At 66.6% G+C, this 15,589-nt stretch carries 13 protein-coding genes; 6 read left to right on the top strand and 7 right to left on the bottom strand.

The window, feature by feature from the left end; genetic code table 11:
* The 5 genes from ACFOKF_RS11565 (at position 1) to ACFOKF_RS11545 (ending at position 7,611) form a co-directional block, all read left to right on the top strand.
* Positions 1–1,608, top strand: a complete 1,608-nt coding sequence (locus ACFOKF_RS11565) for a DUF5597 domain-containing protein (protein ID WP_380795771.1) — start codon at positions 1–3, stop codon at positions 1,606–1,608.
* Positions 1,609–1,748: 140 nt separating this feature from the next.
* Positions 1,749–2,486, top strand: a complete 738-nt coding sequence (locus tag ACFOKF_RS11560) for an ImuA family protein (protein WP_380795769.1) — start codon at positions 1,749–1,751, stop codon at positions 2,484–2,486.
* Entirely contained in the window at positions 2,476–3,939 is a 1,464-nt protein-coding gene (locus tag ACFOKF_RS11555) for a Y-family DNA polymerase (RefSeq protein ID WP_380795768.1), read from the top strand. The genes ACFOKF_RS11560 and ACFOKF_RS11555 overlap by 11 nt, the downstream gene beginning before the upstream one ends.
* Positions 3,936–7,145: an error-prone DNA polymerase gene (locus ACFOKF_RS11550; RefSeq protein WP_380795766.1), complete on the top strand. Its 3,210-nt coding sequence runs from the start codon at positions 3,936–3,938 to the stop codon at positions 7,143–7,145. Before ACFOKF_RS11555 ends, ACFOKF_RS11550 begins: the two co-directional genes overlap by 4 nt.
* Before the next feature lie 115 nt (positions 7,146–7,260).
* On the top strand, positions 7,261–7,611 hold the full coding sequence (locus tag ACFOKF_RS11545; protein ID WP_380795764.1) for a hypothetical protein: 351 nt from the start codon (positions 7,261–7,263) through the stop codon (positions 7,609–7,611).
* Between the two features lie 96 nt (positions 7,612–7,707).
* Here the strand turns inward: ACFOKF_RS11545 and vapC are convergent, their stop codons facing one another.
* From vapC to ACFOKF_RS11530, 3 genes are all read right to left on the bottom strand, one after another.
* Positions 7,708–8,019 (bottom strand): tRNA(fMet)-specific endonuclease VapC, encoded by a 312-nt coding sequence (gene vapC, locus ACFOKF_RS11540; protein ID WP_380795763.1) that lies wholly within the window; start codon positions 8,017–8,019, stop codon positions 7,708–7,710.
* Between the two features lie 97 nt (positions 8,020–8,116).
* The gene (gene vapB / locus ACFOKF_RS11535) at positions 8,117–8,347 is read right to left on the bottom strand and encodes a type II toxin-antitoxin system VapB family antitoxin (RefSeq protein WP_380795761.1); all 231 of its coding nucleotides are present in this window, start codon (positions 8,345–8,347) and stop codon (positions 8,117–8,119) included.
* A gap of 77 nt (positions 8,348–8,424) precedes the next feature.
* Positions 8,425–9,096, bottom strand: a complete 672-nt coding sequence (locus ACFOKF_RS11530; protein WP_380795759.1) for a spermidine synthase — start codon at positions 9,094–9,096, stop codon at positions 8,425–8,427.
* Positions 9,097–9,225: 129 nt separating this feature from the next.
* Here ACFOKF_RS11530 and ACFOKF_RS11525 point away from each other — a divergent pair, with 129 nt between their 5' ends.
* A complete protein-coding gene (locus ACFOKF_RS11525; RefSeq protein ID WP_298397838.1) occupies positions 9,226–9,678 on the top strand; it encodes a hypothetical protein in 453 nt (150 codons plus the stop codon).
* On the opposite strand, the gene ACFOKF_RS11520 is transcribed toward ACFOKF_RS11525, so the two are convergent.
* Genes ACFOKF_RS11520 through ACFOKF_RS11505 form a run of 4 tightly spaced genes read right to left on the bottom strand, consistent with a single transcriptional unit; the run spans position 9,663 to position 15,578 of the window.
* On the bottom strand, positions 9,663–11,450 hold the full coding sequence (locus ACFOKF_RS11520) for a carboxypeptidase regulatory-like domain-containing protein (protein ID WP_380795757.1): 1,788 nt from the start codon (positions 11,448–11,450) through the stop codon (positions 9,663–9,665). The two genes, ACFOKF_RS11525 and ACFOKF_RS11520, sit on opposite strands and share 16 nt — an antisense overlap.
* On the bottom strand, positions 11,447–13,561 hold the full coding sequence (locus ACFOKF_RS11515) for a DUF4175 domain-containing protein (protein ID WP_380795755.1): 2,115 nt from the start codon (positions 13,559–13,561) through the stop codon (positions 11,447–11,449). Before ACFOKF_RS11515 ends, ACFOKF_RS11520 begins: the two co-directional genes overlap by 4 nt.
* On the bottom strand, positions 13,558–14,688 hold the full coding sequence (locus ACFOKF_RS11510; protein ID WP_380795754.1) for a BatA domain-containing protein: 1,131 nt from the start codon (positions 14,686–14,688) through the stop codon (positions 13,558–13,560). The genes ACFOKF_RS11515 and ACFOKF_RS11510 overlap by 4 nt, the downstream gene beginning before the upstream one ends.
* Positions 14,685–15,578, bottom strand: a complete 894-nt coding sequence (locus tag ACFOKF_RS11505) for a DUF58 domain-containing protein (protein WP_380795752.1) — start codon at positions 15,576–15,578, stop codon at positions 14,685–14,687. Before ACFOKF_RS11505 ends, ACFOKF_RS11510 begins: the two co-directional genes overlap by 4 nt.
* Positions 15,579–15,589 lie beyond the last annotated feature (11 nt).

Genomic DNA, 15,589 nt, shown 5'->3' with positions numbered 1-15,589 from the left:
ATGACCCTTGCCCGGCTCCTGCTCGCCGCTACCCTTTTGACCGCCACGCCCGTTCTGGCGCAAAGTGACGTCCCCCATCTGGAAACCAAGGCAGGCCGCCATGCCCTGATCGTGGACGGCGCGCCCTTCCTGATGCTGGGCGGACAGGTCAACAACAGCAGCAACTATGCCGCCCCGCTGGAAAAGGTGTGGGCGACGCTCGACCGGATCGGCGCCAACACGGTCGAAGTGCCGATCGCCTGGGAGCAACTGGAGCCGAAGGAAGGGACGTTCGACTATAGCTTCGTCCAGACCCTGCTCGAAGAAGCGCGCAAGCATGACAAGCGCATCGTGCTGCTATGGTTCGGCGCATGGAAGAATACGGGGCTGGCCTACACCCCCGACTGGGTGAAGCTGGACAATCGCCGCTTCCCGCGCATGAAGACGAAGGACGGCAAGGATCATGGCGTCCTGTCCCCCCATGGCGCGGCCACGCTGGAGGCGGACAAGCGCGCTTTCCTGAAGCTGATGAGCTATGTGCGCGATCATGACGCCCAGAATACGGTCATCATGGTGCAGCCGGAAAATGAGGTCGGCAGCTACAAGAACCCGCGCGACTATGCCCCGGCCGCGCAGAAGCTGTTCGACGGCCCGGTGCCTGCCGCGTTGACGAAGGCGTTGAAGAAGCCGGGCGGCACATGGGCCGGCGTCTTCGGCGATCAGGCCGATCGCGCGTTCAACACATGGTATACCGCCCGTTATATCGAGGCGCTGGCGGCAGAGGGCAAGGCAATCAAGCCGCTGCCCATGTATGTGAACGCATCGCTGGGCGATCCCTTCGCCAAGCCCGATCCGATGGCGCTGTCCAGCGGCGGGCCGCAGGGCGACGTTATCGACATCTGGAAGGCGGCGGCCCCCTCCATCGATATTGCCGCGCCCGACATTTATGATCGCGCCAGCCGCAACGTCTTCAAGCATCTCGATCTCTACACACGGCCGGACAATGCGCTGATGGTGCCGGAAATCGGCAATGCCCGCGAATATGCCCGCTATTTCTGGGCAACGCTGGGGCGCGGGGCGATCGGCTTTTCGCCCTTTGGCATGGATGACACCGATTATTTTAACTATCCGCTGGGCGCCAAGAGCTTCGATGATGCGACGCTCCATGCCTTCGGCCAGAAATATCGCATCCTGGCCGCTGCGCCATGGGCCAAGATCGCCTTCGACCATCCGGTCTGGGGCGCGGCCAAGCCGGATGACGGCACCCCGCTCAGCACGACGATGGGCGAGTGGACGATCACGGCCAGCTTTGGCCAGTGGCAGTTCGGCCAGCGCGAATGGTTCCCCAAGGCGGACCTGCCCGCCTGGGCGACCGAGTCGACTGGCGGCATGGTGGTGGCACAATTGTCCGCCAATGAATTCCTTTTCACCGGCGACCATGTCCGCGTGGAATTCGCGCCCAAGGAAGGCAGCGCGTCGGGCGGCATGATCGTCAAGGTGGAGGAAGGCCATTTCGACAAGGGCCAATGGGTGATGGACCGCATCTGGAATGGCGACCAGACCGATTATGGCCTGAACCTGATCGACAAGCCGGTCTGGATCAAGGTGACGATGGGCCGCTATCGCTGAATATCATCTGATCCATCTTTCAATTTTCTATCCAATGCAGGGGGCGGTCCGGGGCAATCGGGCTGCCCCTTTTGCTGTGCAGGCGGTAGACATAGGAATAATTAAAGAACATAAAGAGAACAAATTGAGCGAATCGAGATATGGCAGGCAATATTTCCCTTTGGGGCGGCCGTTCGGTGGGGCGGGACACGCCACTGGCCCAAGCGTCGATGCCGGCGCTGGCGAAGGGACAATTGCATGAAATCCATGCGCAGGGCGCGGACTGGGCGGCGGCGCTGGCCTTCGCGCTGACCATGGGGGAAAAGACGCGGCACGGAGCGATCTTCGCGCTGCGCACGCCGCGCCGCCATCGTCTGCCCATGGTCTTTTCCGGGGACGGGCTGGCGTTGCTGGGCATCCGGCCCGACCGGCTGACGATCATCGAGGCGGGTAATGAGAAGGACATGCTGCGCGCCGGGCTGGAGGCGGCCCGTTGCGCCGGGGTGGCGGCGGTGCTGATGGAAAGCGAGGGTCGCTTTGCCGATTATGACCTGACCGCCAGTCGCCGGCTGGTGCTGGCGGCGGAAGCCTCGCGCGCCTGCGTGCTGCTGCTGCGCGGCGACGCGGAACCCCGGTCGAGCGGGGCGCAGACTCGCTGGTCGATCCGCAGCGCGCCTTCGGAAGCGTGGGAGGCGGAGGCGCCCGGCTGGCCGGCGATCGACGCCGAACTGCTCCGCTATCGGGGCGGTCCCGCCGGGGGACGCTGGCGGCTGATGTGGGACGAGGATGATGGACGATTTCGGGATTCAGCCCGGCCCCAGACGCTGTCTGGCGCTGTGGTTCCCCTTTCTCGCCTGCGAACGGGCGCAGATGGGGATGCCCGGCGACATGTCGCCTGAACCTCTCTCGCCTGAAACTGCGCCTGAACCCTTTGCTCTCGTGGCGCGGGTCGGCAATGCGTTGCGGTTGGCGGCGGTCGATCGGTTGGCGCTGGCGCAGGGGCTGGCGGTGGGCATGACGATGGCCGATGCACGGGCGCGTTGCCCGGCGCTGGTCACTTTGCCGGCCGATCCCGCCGCCGATGCGCGCGCACTGGACCGGCTGCTGGAGGGGATGCGCCGCTTCACCCCCATGGTCGCGCTCGATCCGCCCGACGGGCTGGTGCTGGACATCAGCGGCTGCGCGCATCTGTTCGGCGGAGAGGCTGCGCTGGCCGATGCGGCGCGGCGGCAGGCGGGTTTTGTCAGCCATATCGGCTTTGGTCCCAACGCCATGGCGGCGCGCGCCTTGGCGCGGCATGGCGGCAGTGGCGAAGATGTGGCGATGCTCCCCGTCGCGGCGCTCGATCTGGACGATGGCGCGCTGGCGGCATTGCGGCGGGCGGGGCTGCGCACGATCGGCGATCTGGCGCGCCGGCCGATGGGGATGATCGCTGCGCGCTTCGGTGAGCAGGCCGTCACGCGGTTGCGGCAGATATTGGGCGAAGCGCCCAGCCCGATCGCCCCGCGTCGCCCGCAGGCGCCGATCCGCGCCGACGCCCGCTTTCCCGAACCGATCGGCCGCACCGACGATGTGATGGAGGTGATCGAACATCTGCTGGCGCAGGCCGCGCGGCAGATGGAGGCACGCCATCTGGGCGGGCGGCGCTTCGTCGTCCAACTGGTGCGCAGCGATGGCGCGCGGCAGGGGCTGAGGATCGAGACGGGTCAACCGGTGCGCGATCCCGCTGCCGTGTTGCGCCTGTTGCGCGAACGGATTGACACGATGGCCGATCCGCTCGATCCCGGTTTCGGCTTCGATTCCGTGCATCTGACCGTGCCCTGGACCGAGGCGCTGGTCGAACGCCAGCCGACATTGGAGGGCGAAGCGCAGGCGCGGGGAGAAGCGGACGTCATCGCCCTGATCGACCGGCTGGGCATCCGGCTCGGTCCCGATCGGGTGCGGCGGCTGGATCCGTGCGACCGGCATCTGCCCGAGGGGACGCAAAGGCTGGTCCCGGCGGCGCGGGCCTCAACCGCCGATTGGCCCGCCGATCCTGATCGTCCGCCCCGGCCGTTATTGCTGTTCGATCCGCCGCAAAGCGTCGATGTGATCGCCGGCGTGCCCGATGGCCCGCCGCAGCGCTTTCGTTGGCGCGGCGCGCTGCATGAGGTGCGGCTGGCCGAGGGGCCGGAGCGGATCGCAGCCGAATGGTGGCGACGGCGCGAAGGGCATCAGCCCGGCGGCGCAGGGCGGACGCGCGACTATTACCGGATCGAGGATGGAGACGGCCGCCGTTACTGGATGTTCCGCCACGGCCTGTTCGGGCAGGAAGCGGATATCCACTGGTATCTGCATGGCCTGTTCGCATGAACGCGCCGCCCTTTGCCGAAATCGTCGCCGCGACCAATTTCAGCTTTCTGCGCGGGGCATCGCATCCGCGCGACATGGTGGTTCAGGCGGCGCATCTGGGCATGACCGGCCTTGGCGTCGCCGATCGCAACAGCGTGGCGGGCGTGGTGCGCGCGCATCAGGCGATGAAGGATCTGGGCGCTTTGGCCGGGGGGATGCGCCTGATCGTCGGCGCGCGGCTGGTCTTTGCCGATGAGACGCCGGATATCGTCGCCTATCCCGTGACCCGTTTCGGCTGGGGGCGGCTGACCCGGCTGCTGACGCTGGGCAATCGCCGCGCGATCAAGGGGGAATGCGAACTGCGCCTGCCTGACCTGATCGATCATGCGCAGGACATGGCGCTGATCGCGATGGATGGCGACGCGGCGTTGCTCACGATATTGCGCGGCCTGACCCCGCATTGCTGGCTCGCCGCGACCATGGGCCGGGCGGGGCGCGATGCGCGGATGCTGGCGCGGCGTCAGGCATTGGCGGCGCAGTATGGCGTGCCGCTGATCGCCACCAATGACGCGCTCTATGCAGAGGCGGACGACCGGCCGATGCAGGATGTGCTCACCTGTATCCGCGAAGGGCTGCGCGTGCAGACCGCCGGCCGTCGCCTGGCCATCAATGCCGAACGCCATCTGAAGGAGCCGGCCGAAATGGCGCGCCTGTTCGCCGCCTGCCCGGAAGCGATCGCCGCGACGCAGGATCTGCTTACCTGCATCGACTTCACGCTCGACCAGCTTGTCTATGAATATCCCCATGAGCCGGTGCCGGAGGGATGGCAACCGCAGGACTGGCTGGAGCATCTGGTGCAGGACAAGGCGAAGGCGCGTTTCCCCGACGGCCTGCCGCCGCGCTATCGGGAGGTGCTGGACGAGGAATTCACCCTGATCCGCAAACGCAACTATGCTTATTATTTCCTGACCGTCCACGACATCGTCGCCTATGCGCGCAGCCTCGATCCGCCGATATTGTGTCAGGGGCGCGGATCGGCGGCCAATTCGCTGGTCTGCTATCTGCTGGGCGTCACCCCGATCGACCCGGTGGAGCAGAAACTGCTCTTCTCCCGCTTCCTCTCCGAAAACCGCGACGAACCGCCAGACATCGATGTCGATTTCGAACATGAGCGGCGCGAGGAAGTGATGCAATATATCTACCGCCGCTATGGCCGTGATCGGGCGGGCATCGCCGCGACCATCATCCGATACCGTCAGCGCAGCGCAATCCGTGAAGTCGGCAAGGCGCTGGGCCTGACCGAAGATGTGACCGCGCGCCTCTCCGGCACCGTCTGGGGCAGTTGGGGCGGGGAGGAAGTGCCCGAAAGCCGGGTGAGCGAAGCGGGCTTCGACCCCGCCAATCCCGAACTTGTCCGGTTGCGCGACATGGCGAGCCGACTGCTCGAATATCCCCGCCACCTCTCGCAGCATGTCGGCGGCTTCGTGCTGAGCCATGGGCGGCTCGACGAACTGGTGCCGATCCACAATGCCGCCATGCCCGACCGCACCTTCATCGAATGGGACAAGGATGATCTCGACACGCTGCGCCTGATGAAGGTCGATGTGCTGGCGCTCGGCATGCTGACGGCGATCCGCAAGAGCTTCGACCTGATGCGCCGCCACGACCTTGGCGACCTGACGCTCGATCGGGTGCCGGTGGAGGATCGGGCGACCTATGCCATGCTTCAGACGGGCGACAGCATCGGCACCTTTCAGGTCGAAAGCCGGGCGCAGATCGCCATGCTGCCCCGGATGAAGCCGGCCTGTCTCTATGACCTCGTCATTCAGGTCGCGATCGTGCGGCCGGGGCCGATCCAGGGCGGCATGGTGCATCCCTATCTGCGGCGGCGTGCAGGGGAGGAGGCCGAAGACTATCCCGGTCCGCCCGGCAACCCGTTCGAACTGAAGGAGGTTCTGGAAAAGACCAAAGGCGTGCCGCTGTTTCAGGAGCAGGCGATGCGCCTCGCGATCGTCGCCGCCAAATTCACCCCGGCGGAAGCGGACGGACTGCGCCGCTCCATGGCGACCTTCCGCAATCGCGGGGACATGCATAACTGGCAGGAAAAATTCATCACCGGCATGACCAAGCGCGGCTATCCGCAGGATTTCGCCGAACGCTGTTTCGAACAGATCAAGGGGTTCGGCGAATATGGCTTTCCCGAAAGCCATGCGCAGGCGTTCGGCTGGCTCGCCTATGTCTCCTCCTGGCTGAAATGCCATTATCCCGCGGTCTTCACCTGCGCCCTGCTCAACAGCCAGCCCATGGGATTTTACGCCCCCGCGCAACTGGTCCGCGATGCGCAGCAGCATGGGGTAGAAGTGCGGCCGATCGATGTGCAGGCCAGTGACTGGCATAGCAGTCTGGAGGGCGAACGCATCCTGCGCCTCGGCCTCAAGCAGGTCGACGGTTTTCGCGAGGAATGGGCGAAGGCGCTGATGGCGGCGCGTACCGATGCACCGATCCGCGACATGGAGGATCTGGCGCGCCGGGCGGGGATGCCGGCCCGCGCGCTCCATTTGCTGGCCGATGCCGATGCGCTGCGATCGATCGGGCAGAACCGGCGCGAGGCGGGATGGGAAGCGAGGCGCGTGCCGCCCGCGCAATTGCCGCTGTTCGCCGCGCAGGATTTGCCCGAACTGGGCAAGGAAGCGGACGCCGCGCTACCCGCCATGCCTTTGGCCGAGGAGGTCGCGATCGACTATGTGACCCACCGCCTGTCGCTGAAGGGGCATCCGATGCAATTCCTGCGCGCCCGTTTCGCGCGCGCCGGGGCGGTCGACTGCGCGGCGGTCAATGCGGCAAAGGACGGCGCGAAGGTCCGGGTGGCGGGCGTGGTGCTGACCCGCCAGCGACCGGGCAAGGGCAATGCGGTCTTCATCACGATCGAGGATGAAAGCGGCATCGTCAACGCGCTGCTGTGGGCGCGCGACATGGAGAAACAGCGCCGCGCGGTGATGGCCGCCCGACTGATGCTGATCGACGGCGAAGTCCAGCGCAGCAAGGAAAATGTCGTCCACCTGATCGTCGACCGCGTAACCGACGCCAGCGCTGCACTGGATAACCTGCACCACCCCATGGCGCGCGGCGACGAAGTAACGCATCCGGGGCAACCACGCGGCAGGCCGTCATCACATCGGCATCCGCGTGATGTGCGGATATTGCCGAAGTCGCGAGATTTTCATTGAGTGGCGACGGGTATTGATGGGCGGGAATGGATGGGTAGGAGACAATCCGCCCTCAGTTGCAGGCGAGGGAAAGCGGTCATTGCGCCATGGCCCGAGATACGGCACATCATGGGCCATGAACGACTTCAATATCGTTGACGTGCCGGGAATTCTGTCCACCCCAGTTGCCACCTACGATGGCGACGGAAACCAAATCACAAACGATGGCGAATGGCACCGGCAGGCTGCTGAGACGCAGTATGTTCTTGCCGAATTCCTTGCCGCCAAGGGAATGGTAGTGGGCCGCACAGCTATTGATCGGTCGCCCACGCTGACCATTAAGTTTTCTGCGCTTACACCCGAGGGGCAAGTGTTCGCGCGTGAGGCAGTCCACAAATGGTTAGTTTCGATGGATAGGCCGACCGCGAAAATCAACGACAGCGGATTAGAAAAGCGCTGGCAGAAATTCAAAGCCAAGCCAGCCTAACGGCTGCTTTGCGGATCACTTGGCACTTCAAAGCACGGCCGCAACTGGTCGTTTTCGCCTGCCTGCTACCTTGCCCTCAAGCATAACTGCTGCGGATCACCCGGCGTTATGGACCCAGTCCTCGACGCGCAGGCCGGGCACGCGGTCGAATTCGTGCAGATTGTTGGTGACGAGGATCATGCCGCATGAGCGGGCATGGCCTGCAATCATCTGGTCATAGGCGGCGATCGGCGTGCCTGCACGCGCGAGTTCCGCGCGAACCTGCCCGCTATGGGCAGCGGCGTCCCGACCATAGTCGAGCACATCCAACCGCGCTGCGAAACCTTCCACATCCATGAGATTGCGTTCAGGATTGGCGGATTTCTCTGCGCCGTAGATCAGTTCCATCAAGGTGAAGGAACGGATCACATCTGCCCATGGCGCCGCTTGAAGGCCGCACGCAACGCCTGCGGCCGGTTCTTGATGGTGAAAATGCAGATATTGGTATCGAGCATATATTTGAGCATCAGAAGGTTTCGCGTTCCTGATGATCCGGCTGCTCACGGTCCGTCATGAAATCGGCGGTCACGCCTTCGCCGTCAAACCAGCTATCCCATGCTTCGCCCGCAGGGGTGAGGATGCGGGTCCGCCCCAGAGCGTTTACGTCGACACGCTTCACATCGTCGGGCAGGGCGACGGCCTTGGGCAGTCTCACGGCCTGACTGCGGTTGCTCTGAAATATAGAGGCTTGCTGCACGACATGTCTCCTCGACCCTCACATAGGAGAGCATGGGATATACCCTCTTCGGCCGTTTGCGACCATCCCCTAGCGCCCTACCGCTTCGTCGCGAACCAGATCACATGGCGCGGGCCTTTGCCATTGTCGCGCGCCTTGACCGCGACTTCCTCGACCAGAAAGCCCGCATTATTGAGCCGCCGGGTGAAAGCGTCATCCGACCCCGCCGACCACACCGCCAATATGCCGCCCGGCTTCAATGCCGCCTTGGCTGTTTGCAGGCCCGCCCTTGAATAAAGCCGGTCATTGGCCGCCGCCGTCAGCCCATCCGGTCCATTGTCGACGTCCAGCAAGATCGCGTCATAGGTGCCATGCCCCGCCTCGATAATCGGCACGACATCCTCGATCAGCAGATGTACGCGCGGATCGTCCAGACATCCGGCCATCAGGTCGACCATCGGCCCGCGCGCCCATTCGATGATCTTGGGCACCAGTTCGGCCACCGTCACCTTCGCCGCCTTGTCCAGCACGCCCAAAGCCGCGCGCAGGGTGAAGCCCATGCCATAGCCGCCGATCAGCAGATGCGGCGCCTTGCGCCCGCGCAATCGATCGATCGTCATCAACGCGAGCTGCTTTTCCGACCCGCTCATCCGGCTGCTCATCAATTCGTTGCGGTCCAGCACGATCATATGATCGGCGCCGCGCCGATAGAGTTTCAGTTCCTGGCCGCCCGGCACTTGCGCGCAATCCAGATATTCGCGGGGGATCATGTCACGTCCTTCCATTCAGCGCACAGCCTGTCGCGCCGGGAGCGCATGGCAGCTTGGCTTCCGTCGCGCAAATGCTACAGGCAGCAGCAATCGCGTTTCATCCTATCACGGCAGGCAGTTTCCCCCTTCATGCGTTATTTCCTCGATACCGAATTCAATGGCTTTGGCGGCACGCTGATCAGCGTGGCGCTGGTTCCCGAGCATGAAGGGGACGAGGAATTCTATGTCTCCCTGCCGCTGCCCGACGCGATCGAGCCGTGGGTGGAAAAGCATGTCGTCCCCTATCTGCGCCATGTGCCGCCCGCCATCGACCTGCAACTGAACCGGATCGACGCGGCCGACCATGTCGCCGCCTATCTGGAGGGGGACAGCGATCCGGTCATCATCGCCGACTGGCCGGAGGATCTGGCCCATTTCTGCGCGCTGCTGGTGACGGGGCCGGGCCGGATGGCGGGCGTGGATTTTGGCCTGCGGCTGGAACTGATCAACGCGGCGGGCTTCAGCGCCGCGGCCAACAGCCGCGTGCCGCACAACGCCCTGCATGATGCGCGGGCATTGCGTGACTTTTACATGGCCGACTGAGACGTTTCGGCTGGCCCGCTGCGGCGGCCGAGGCGGGAGCGCTCCAGCCACCAGAGCAGCGCGCTGACCGCCAGCCAACCCAGCCACCAGAGCCATGCCGTGCCGGACCGGCCGGGCAGAGCGGCGGTCGCCTGTTTCCCTTCGCCAGCGGAGAGCAGCGCCATCGCCTGTCGATCACGCGCGGCGCGCATGGTCGGCAGGGTGCCGGCAGGCTGGACATGGAAGGCGCTCGCTGCGTCCTTGCTGCGCAGCATGTGCCATCCAGCCTGTGTCGGCCAATAGCCGCCACAGCCGTTGACCGGCAGCACGCGCACCCGGCCGTCCACCTGCGCTTCGCCGGTCAGACCGCACAGCGTCATCCGTTCGCCGACCCAGCCCGTGTCGGTCAGGACGCGGTTGCCGGGTGCCGGACGCGCGACGGTGTTGAGCAGGGCGCTCCACCAGTCGCCGTAAAGGTCACGCCGCCCCGTCAGGGTCAGGCCATAGCTGTCGATGCCGGTGAACAGCGCAACCCGCCCGGCACCCAACGTCCGCCATGCGCCCAGCGTTGCGCCGCCGGCATCGCGGAGCAGCGGGACGGCGTCATTGCCGCCGGGCGTCAGGCTCAGTCGGCTGATGTCGGGGAGATAATCGTCGGCCGTGGCGATGTCGATCGGCGCCTCTTCGCTGCCGATGCCCTGACGCGTGCGGGCGACGGGTTCGGCATCGACCTTGGGCAGGGCCAATGGCGCGACGCCGCCGGGGCCGCTGAGGCCAAATCCAAGCGCCTGCCATTGCGATCGCGTCGCGCCGTCGATCGGTCCGCCGGGCCGCAGCACCAGCCCCATGCCGCCGCGTGCCGCCGCCAGCAAAGCGCCGCGCGCGCCAGCCCAGCTTCGGTCATCGACAATAGCGGCGTCGAAGCGGCGCAGGCTGGCGGCATCCAGCGCGACCGGCGCATCGCCCAGAGTCACACCGCCGCCCGCGCGCATCTGCGTGGTGACGTCATAGCCGGCGTCGATCGCCCAGCGGCGCAGCGTCTTGACCTCGGCGCCCGGCGCGCCAGCCAGGATCAACAGCTTGGGGCGGGCGCTGTCCGCCACCCAGACTGGCACATCGGCTTGTTCGATGATGCGCTTGCCCTGCCGCACCCGCAGCGTGAAGGTGGTGGCGCCTGCCGCGCGGGCCGTGCCGGCGAGGAGAAGATGGCCGCCCTTGTCGGGCATGCCGCTATCGGTCACGCGGCCGGCCGGATCAATCAGTTCCGCCGTCGCATTGGGCAGGCCCGCCAGCGTCACGCCAACGGTAAAGCGCGCGCCCGGCGCGACGACCGGCGGCGGCGCAAGATGCAGGATGCCGGGATGCGGCGGCGGATCGAAATACACCGCCAGACCGCGCGCGGCATCCATGTCACGCGGGCCAAGGCCTTCGCCCAATATCGTCAGGCTGGTGACGCGGGGATGGCGGCGCAGCGCGGTGGCGAGATCGGGCACGGCCTCGCCGCCGCCGATGGCGGGCGCTTCGGGCAGCAGGATCAACGGCGATCCGTCAGCCGCCGCCAGTCGGGAGGTATTGGCGGTAGCGATGCGCAGGCTGGATGCACCGTCCGCCATGGAAGGCGGAAAAAGCGCCATATAGAGCAGCCCGGCCGCGATCGGCTGCAACAGCAGGAGCAGGCCCGTCCGCAGCGGCGAAGCCAGCGCTCCGGCGGCGCGGTGCCAGATCAGCAGACGGCCGCCACCGACCAGCACGGCGAGGCCCACGATCAGCGCGACGATATAGTGCGGGGTCATTGTGCCGCTCCGATCCGGTCCAGATAGCGCGCGCCGGTGGCATCGGCCGGGCGGCGGCGGACGAGGCGGCCGGAGGGGCGCTCCATTGCGGCCCAGAGCAAGGCCCGCAATTTGGTGCGGCAGGCGGCGCAGCCGGGGGCCTGGCGCACCGCGTCGATTGCGCCCGACAATGCCAGCGCATCGGGCAGGCGGGCGGCATTGGTGCGAACCCAGCCGTCCAGCGGCGCAAGGTTTATCGCGCCCCGGATCGCATCCGGCCCGTCACCCAGCGCCCGCCATGCGGCTGCTGCCGGGCCGTCCTGCTGCTCGATCGGGGTGATTTCCAGCTGACGGCTGGCCAGCCCCTCGCGCTTGCCGGTCATGCGGCGGCTGGCGTCGATCGGCGGCAATTCCGGCCCGACCCGCGACAGGAAAATGCGGGTCGCCTGCTGGACCTCCTTGATGAAGCGCAGCGCCTTATAGGCATAGGGCAGGGCGGCGTCGGGATGGCCGGTCTTGAGTTCCCGTTCGGACTGCCACATCTCGTCTACCGCCTGTTTCAGAATCGCGCGGGTTTCTGGGTCGAGGCTGGAGGCCGGGCTTTCATCATGGGGATGGCCAAATTCGGCCAGCACATCTTCCTTTTCGCCGAAGACATTGGGCGTCGCGACGGGCGGGCCGCCATGATCGTGGCCGTCGCCATCGCTATGCGCTTCGCCGTCTGCGGTGGGCAGGTCTGGCGCGCCCTCATTTTCGCCGCCCAGAAACTGGCTGTAGCGGCCGCGCAAAATCTGCTGGTCGCCGCCGATGGAGGCGGAGCGGGCAAGATAACGGTCGGGAGCGATGCCGCGCTTTTCCTTCAGCAGCTTTTCGATGTCGATGATGATCTGGCGCTGGCTGCGGAAATAGGCGGGCAGGGTGGTGTTGACCATGCCGGTGAGGCCGCTGCTTTCCGGCGCTTTGGGGGACGGCCAGCGCAGGATCAGGCTGGGGCCGCGCACTTCCTGCGGATTGGGGCTGCGATTGTCGCGGACGATGAGTTGCACGACCATGTCACCGCCCGCAGCAAAGCCGAAGGTTGAGAAATCGAGGCGCGGGGTGAAGCGGCGGTCGCGGGCATGGCCGTTGCCGCTGACCGGGATTTCGCGTTCGGAGAAGGTCACATTCTCGCCCTCGCCGATCGCCAGCGTGATGCGCAGGCGCGCGCTGGCGGCGACGCCATAATCGTCGGTGGCGGCGAAGGCGGGGGACCAGTTGCGCTGACCCGGTTTCACGATGGTCAGGCTGTCGGTCAGTGCTTTCACCTGCGGCGGGGCGTCGGTGATGGCGTCGATGCGGTGGAGCGGCGGTGTCGGCCCGCGCCCGGCGGCGGGATCGACGCGGTAGAGGAAGGCAGCGTCGGCCGTGCGGCTGGCGATCCAGTTGGCGCCGTCTTGACGCAGGGTGATGGGCTGATTGCCTAGCATCAGCAGCTTGGGGGCGGTGGCCTGTGGATCGAAGCGCAGAGTCCATTCTAGGCGCGATCCTTGCGGAACGCGGGCGTCGAGGGTGGCGGAATCGCGCACTGGCAGGCCGGTATAGGCGGGCGGAATGATGCGCAGATTTTGCGCGACGAGGCGGGGGATGCCCGGCTTTGCGGGCAGGCCTTCGCTGCTGGGGGCAAGGGTGGGCGGACCGTCGCTGGCGCGGGGCCAGAGCAGGGCGGCGGCGATCAGGGCGAGGGAGGTAAGGCTGACGATCAGGAGCGCGCGCTTCGACCATGGGGGGGCGAGGTCTTGCGGATTGCCCTGATCGAGGCGGGCGGCGATGCGGTGGCGCTGGAGCGACTGGAGTGGGGAGGCGGGGGCTTCATCCGTGAAGATGAGTGCGCTGCTATCCTCCAGTTCCGGCCGGGTGGAATCGAGGGTGCGGATCAGCCAGAGGCGGTCGAAACGGAGGCTGCGCTGGCGGGCGAGGACGAGTGAGACAAGGAGGGAGACAGTTGCGGCGCATAGGGCGAAAAGCAGTGAAATCGTTAGCAGGCTAAGGATCGTCAGGGCGAGGATCGGCGGCAGGGCGAGCGCCAGCGTGTCGGCGAAGTGGCGGCGGCGTGCGGGCGTAACCCATTGGATAAACAGGGCTTCATCGCTCATGGCGCGATGTTCCGGCGGCGGCTGGTGGCGAGCCAGCGTTCGGCCAGCAGCAGCAGCGCGATCAGTATGGCGAGCCAGGGGCGCAGTTGTTGCGGCGGCTGATCATAGGCGCGGCCGCCGGTCAGGGGGGCATAGTCTGTCGCAGCGACGCGGGCCGGGCTGGGCGTCGGCGTCAGCAGCGCGCGCAACTGGGTCGGGAAATCGGCGTCCAGCAGGATGGGCATCTGGGCGGGGACCAGCGGGCGGGTGAGGCGGATGAGGCGGCCTTTGCCCAGCGTTGCCGCCTGAGCCAATGGCTGGCCGTCCGCATCGCGCCAGAGCGGGACCATCGGCTGATCGGCAGACAGGCGGGTGTCGCTGGCGGCCAGCAGCGTGCCGCCTTGCCTGACCCAGTCGACGGCGCTGGCGGGCAGGGTTCCGCCGGCCAGCCAGACGAGGATATGGGTCTTGTCCGGCAGGGGGGCATCGGTCGGGGCGCTGTCCGGCTCGACGGTCCGCCATGCCAGCGCGGCAGCGCGGATATAGCGCAGGGCGGCGCGATGATCGGCGTCGGAACGGATGGCGAGGATGGGCGGGGTCGTGGGCTTGTCGGGCGCTGCCGTGGTTTCGCCACTGACCCGCCAAGCCACCTTGCGCGACAGGCGCAGGCGGTCGGCGTCCGCGCCGTCGAGAATATTCGGGGTGACGATGGTGAGCGGGGTTTTGGGCGGCAGTTCAGCGTCCAACTGGCGGATCAGGCTGGCGACGGGCAGCGGGCCGGTCGGCCGGGCAGTGTCGATCTTTGGGAAGCCGGGGGCGAGCCAGTGGAGGCGGGCGTCGGCGAAGGCGGCCTGATCGACCTGCGCGCCGGGAACCACCGCCACATAGGGCCGTTCATCGCCCGCGCCGAACAGGACCGGCTGGGCCAGCCAAAGCGCGGCCAGCGCCAGCAGCGCGAGGCGGAGCAGCAGCAACGGCCATTCGTCGAAGCGCAGGCGCGACCGGGGCTTTGGCCGGGAGCGCAGCCAGCGCAGCGCGGCGAAATCGGTCGGCAACTGTTCGCTCTTGCGCGCGATGTGCAGGATCAGCGGTATGATCAGCGCCGCGAGCGCGGCGAGCGCCGCCGGGAAGAGCAGGCCCATGCTCATTGATATTCCGCCGCGCCCTGGGCCGCGAACAGACGGCGCAGGGGCAGGTCGACTGGTTCATCGAGATAATGGGCGGCGTGGCGGATGCCGATCGCGTCCAGCCGGGCATGGAGGGCGGCGCGGGCTTCGGCAAAACGGGCGAGAAATTCCGCGCGCAGGGCGGCGCCGTCAGCCAGCAATTCCTGCCCGGTTTCCGGGTCGCGGAAGCGATAGCCGCCGTCGAAGGGGAAATCCCGTTCGGCAACGGTCAGCATTTCGACCACCAGCGTTTCGCGTCCCGCCGAAGACAGTTTCTCGGCCAGCGCCACCGCGCCTTCATCGAAACAGTCGGAGAGCAGGAGGACGAGATCCTGCGCGCCGATCCGTTCCCAGACCGGACCCAATTGGCTTTCGGGTGCGAAGCCGCGCGCCGGGCGGACGGTGAGCAATTCGAGCAGCAGCCGGTCGCGCTGGCGCAGGCCGGTGGCGGGCGGCAGCAGCGTCAGGCCATTATCGCCCAGCGCCATGAAGCCGAAACGGTCGCCCTGTTGCATCGCCAGTTCGCCGATGGCGGCGGCCATCGCCTTGGCGGCGTCGAGGCGGCTATAGTCCGGGCGTGTCGCGTCGCACTGGCCCATGGAGGCGCTGGCGTCGATCAATATCCAGACCGCGACCGGGCTTTCGCGCTCTGCCTCCCGCACGAAAAATTTGTCCGATCGGGCGTAGAGTTTCCAGTCGATCTGGCGCAGTTCGTCGCCCGGTTCATAAGCGCGATATTGGGCGAATTCGAGGCCCGCGCCCCGGCTGTGGCTTTGATGCAGGCCGATGCCATGCGACCCCACCGCCCGGTGCGTGACGAGGCGCAGGCCGCGCAGGCGGCTGCGCACATCGGGAGGGAGAAGATCGACCATGGCGGGCCGGG

Source organism: Sphingobium rhizovicinum, assembly GCF_042647625.1.
Lineage (GTDB): Bacteria > Pseudomonadota > Alphaproteobacteria > Sphingomonadales > Sphingomonadaceae > Sphingobium > Sphingobium rhizovicinum.
Note: the sequence above shows the minus strand (reverse complement) of the source record. Positions and strands in the feature narration are given on the sequence as shown.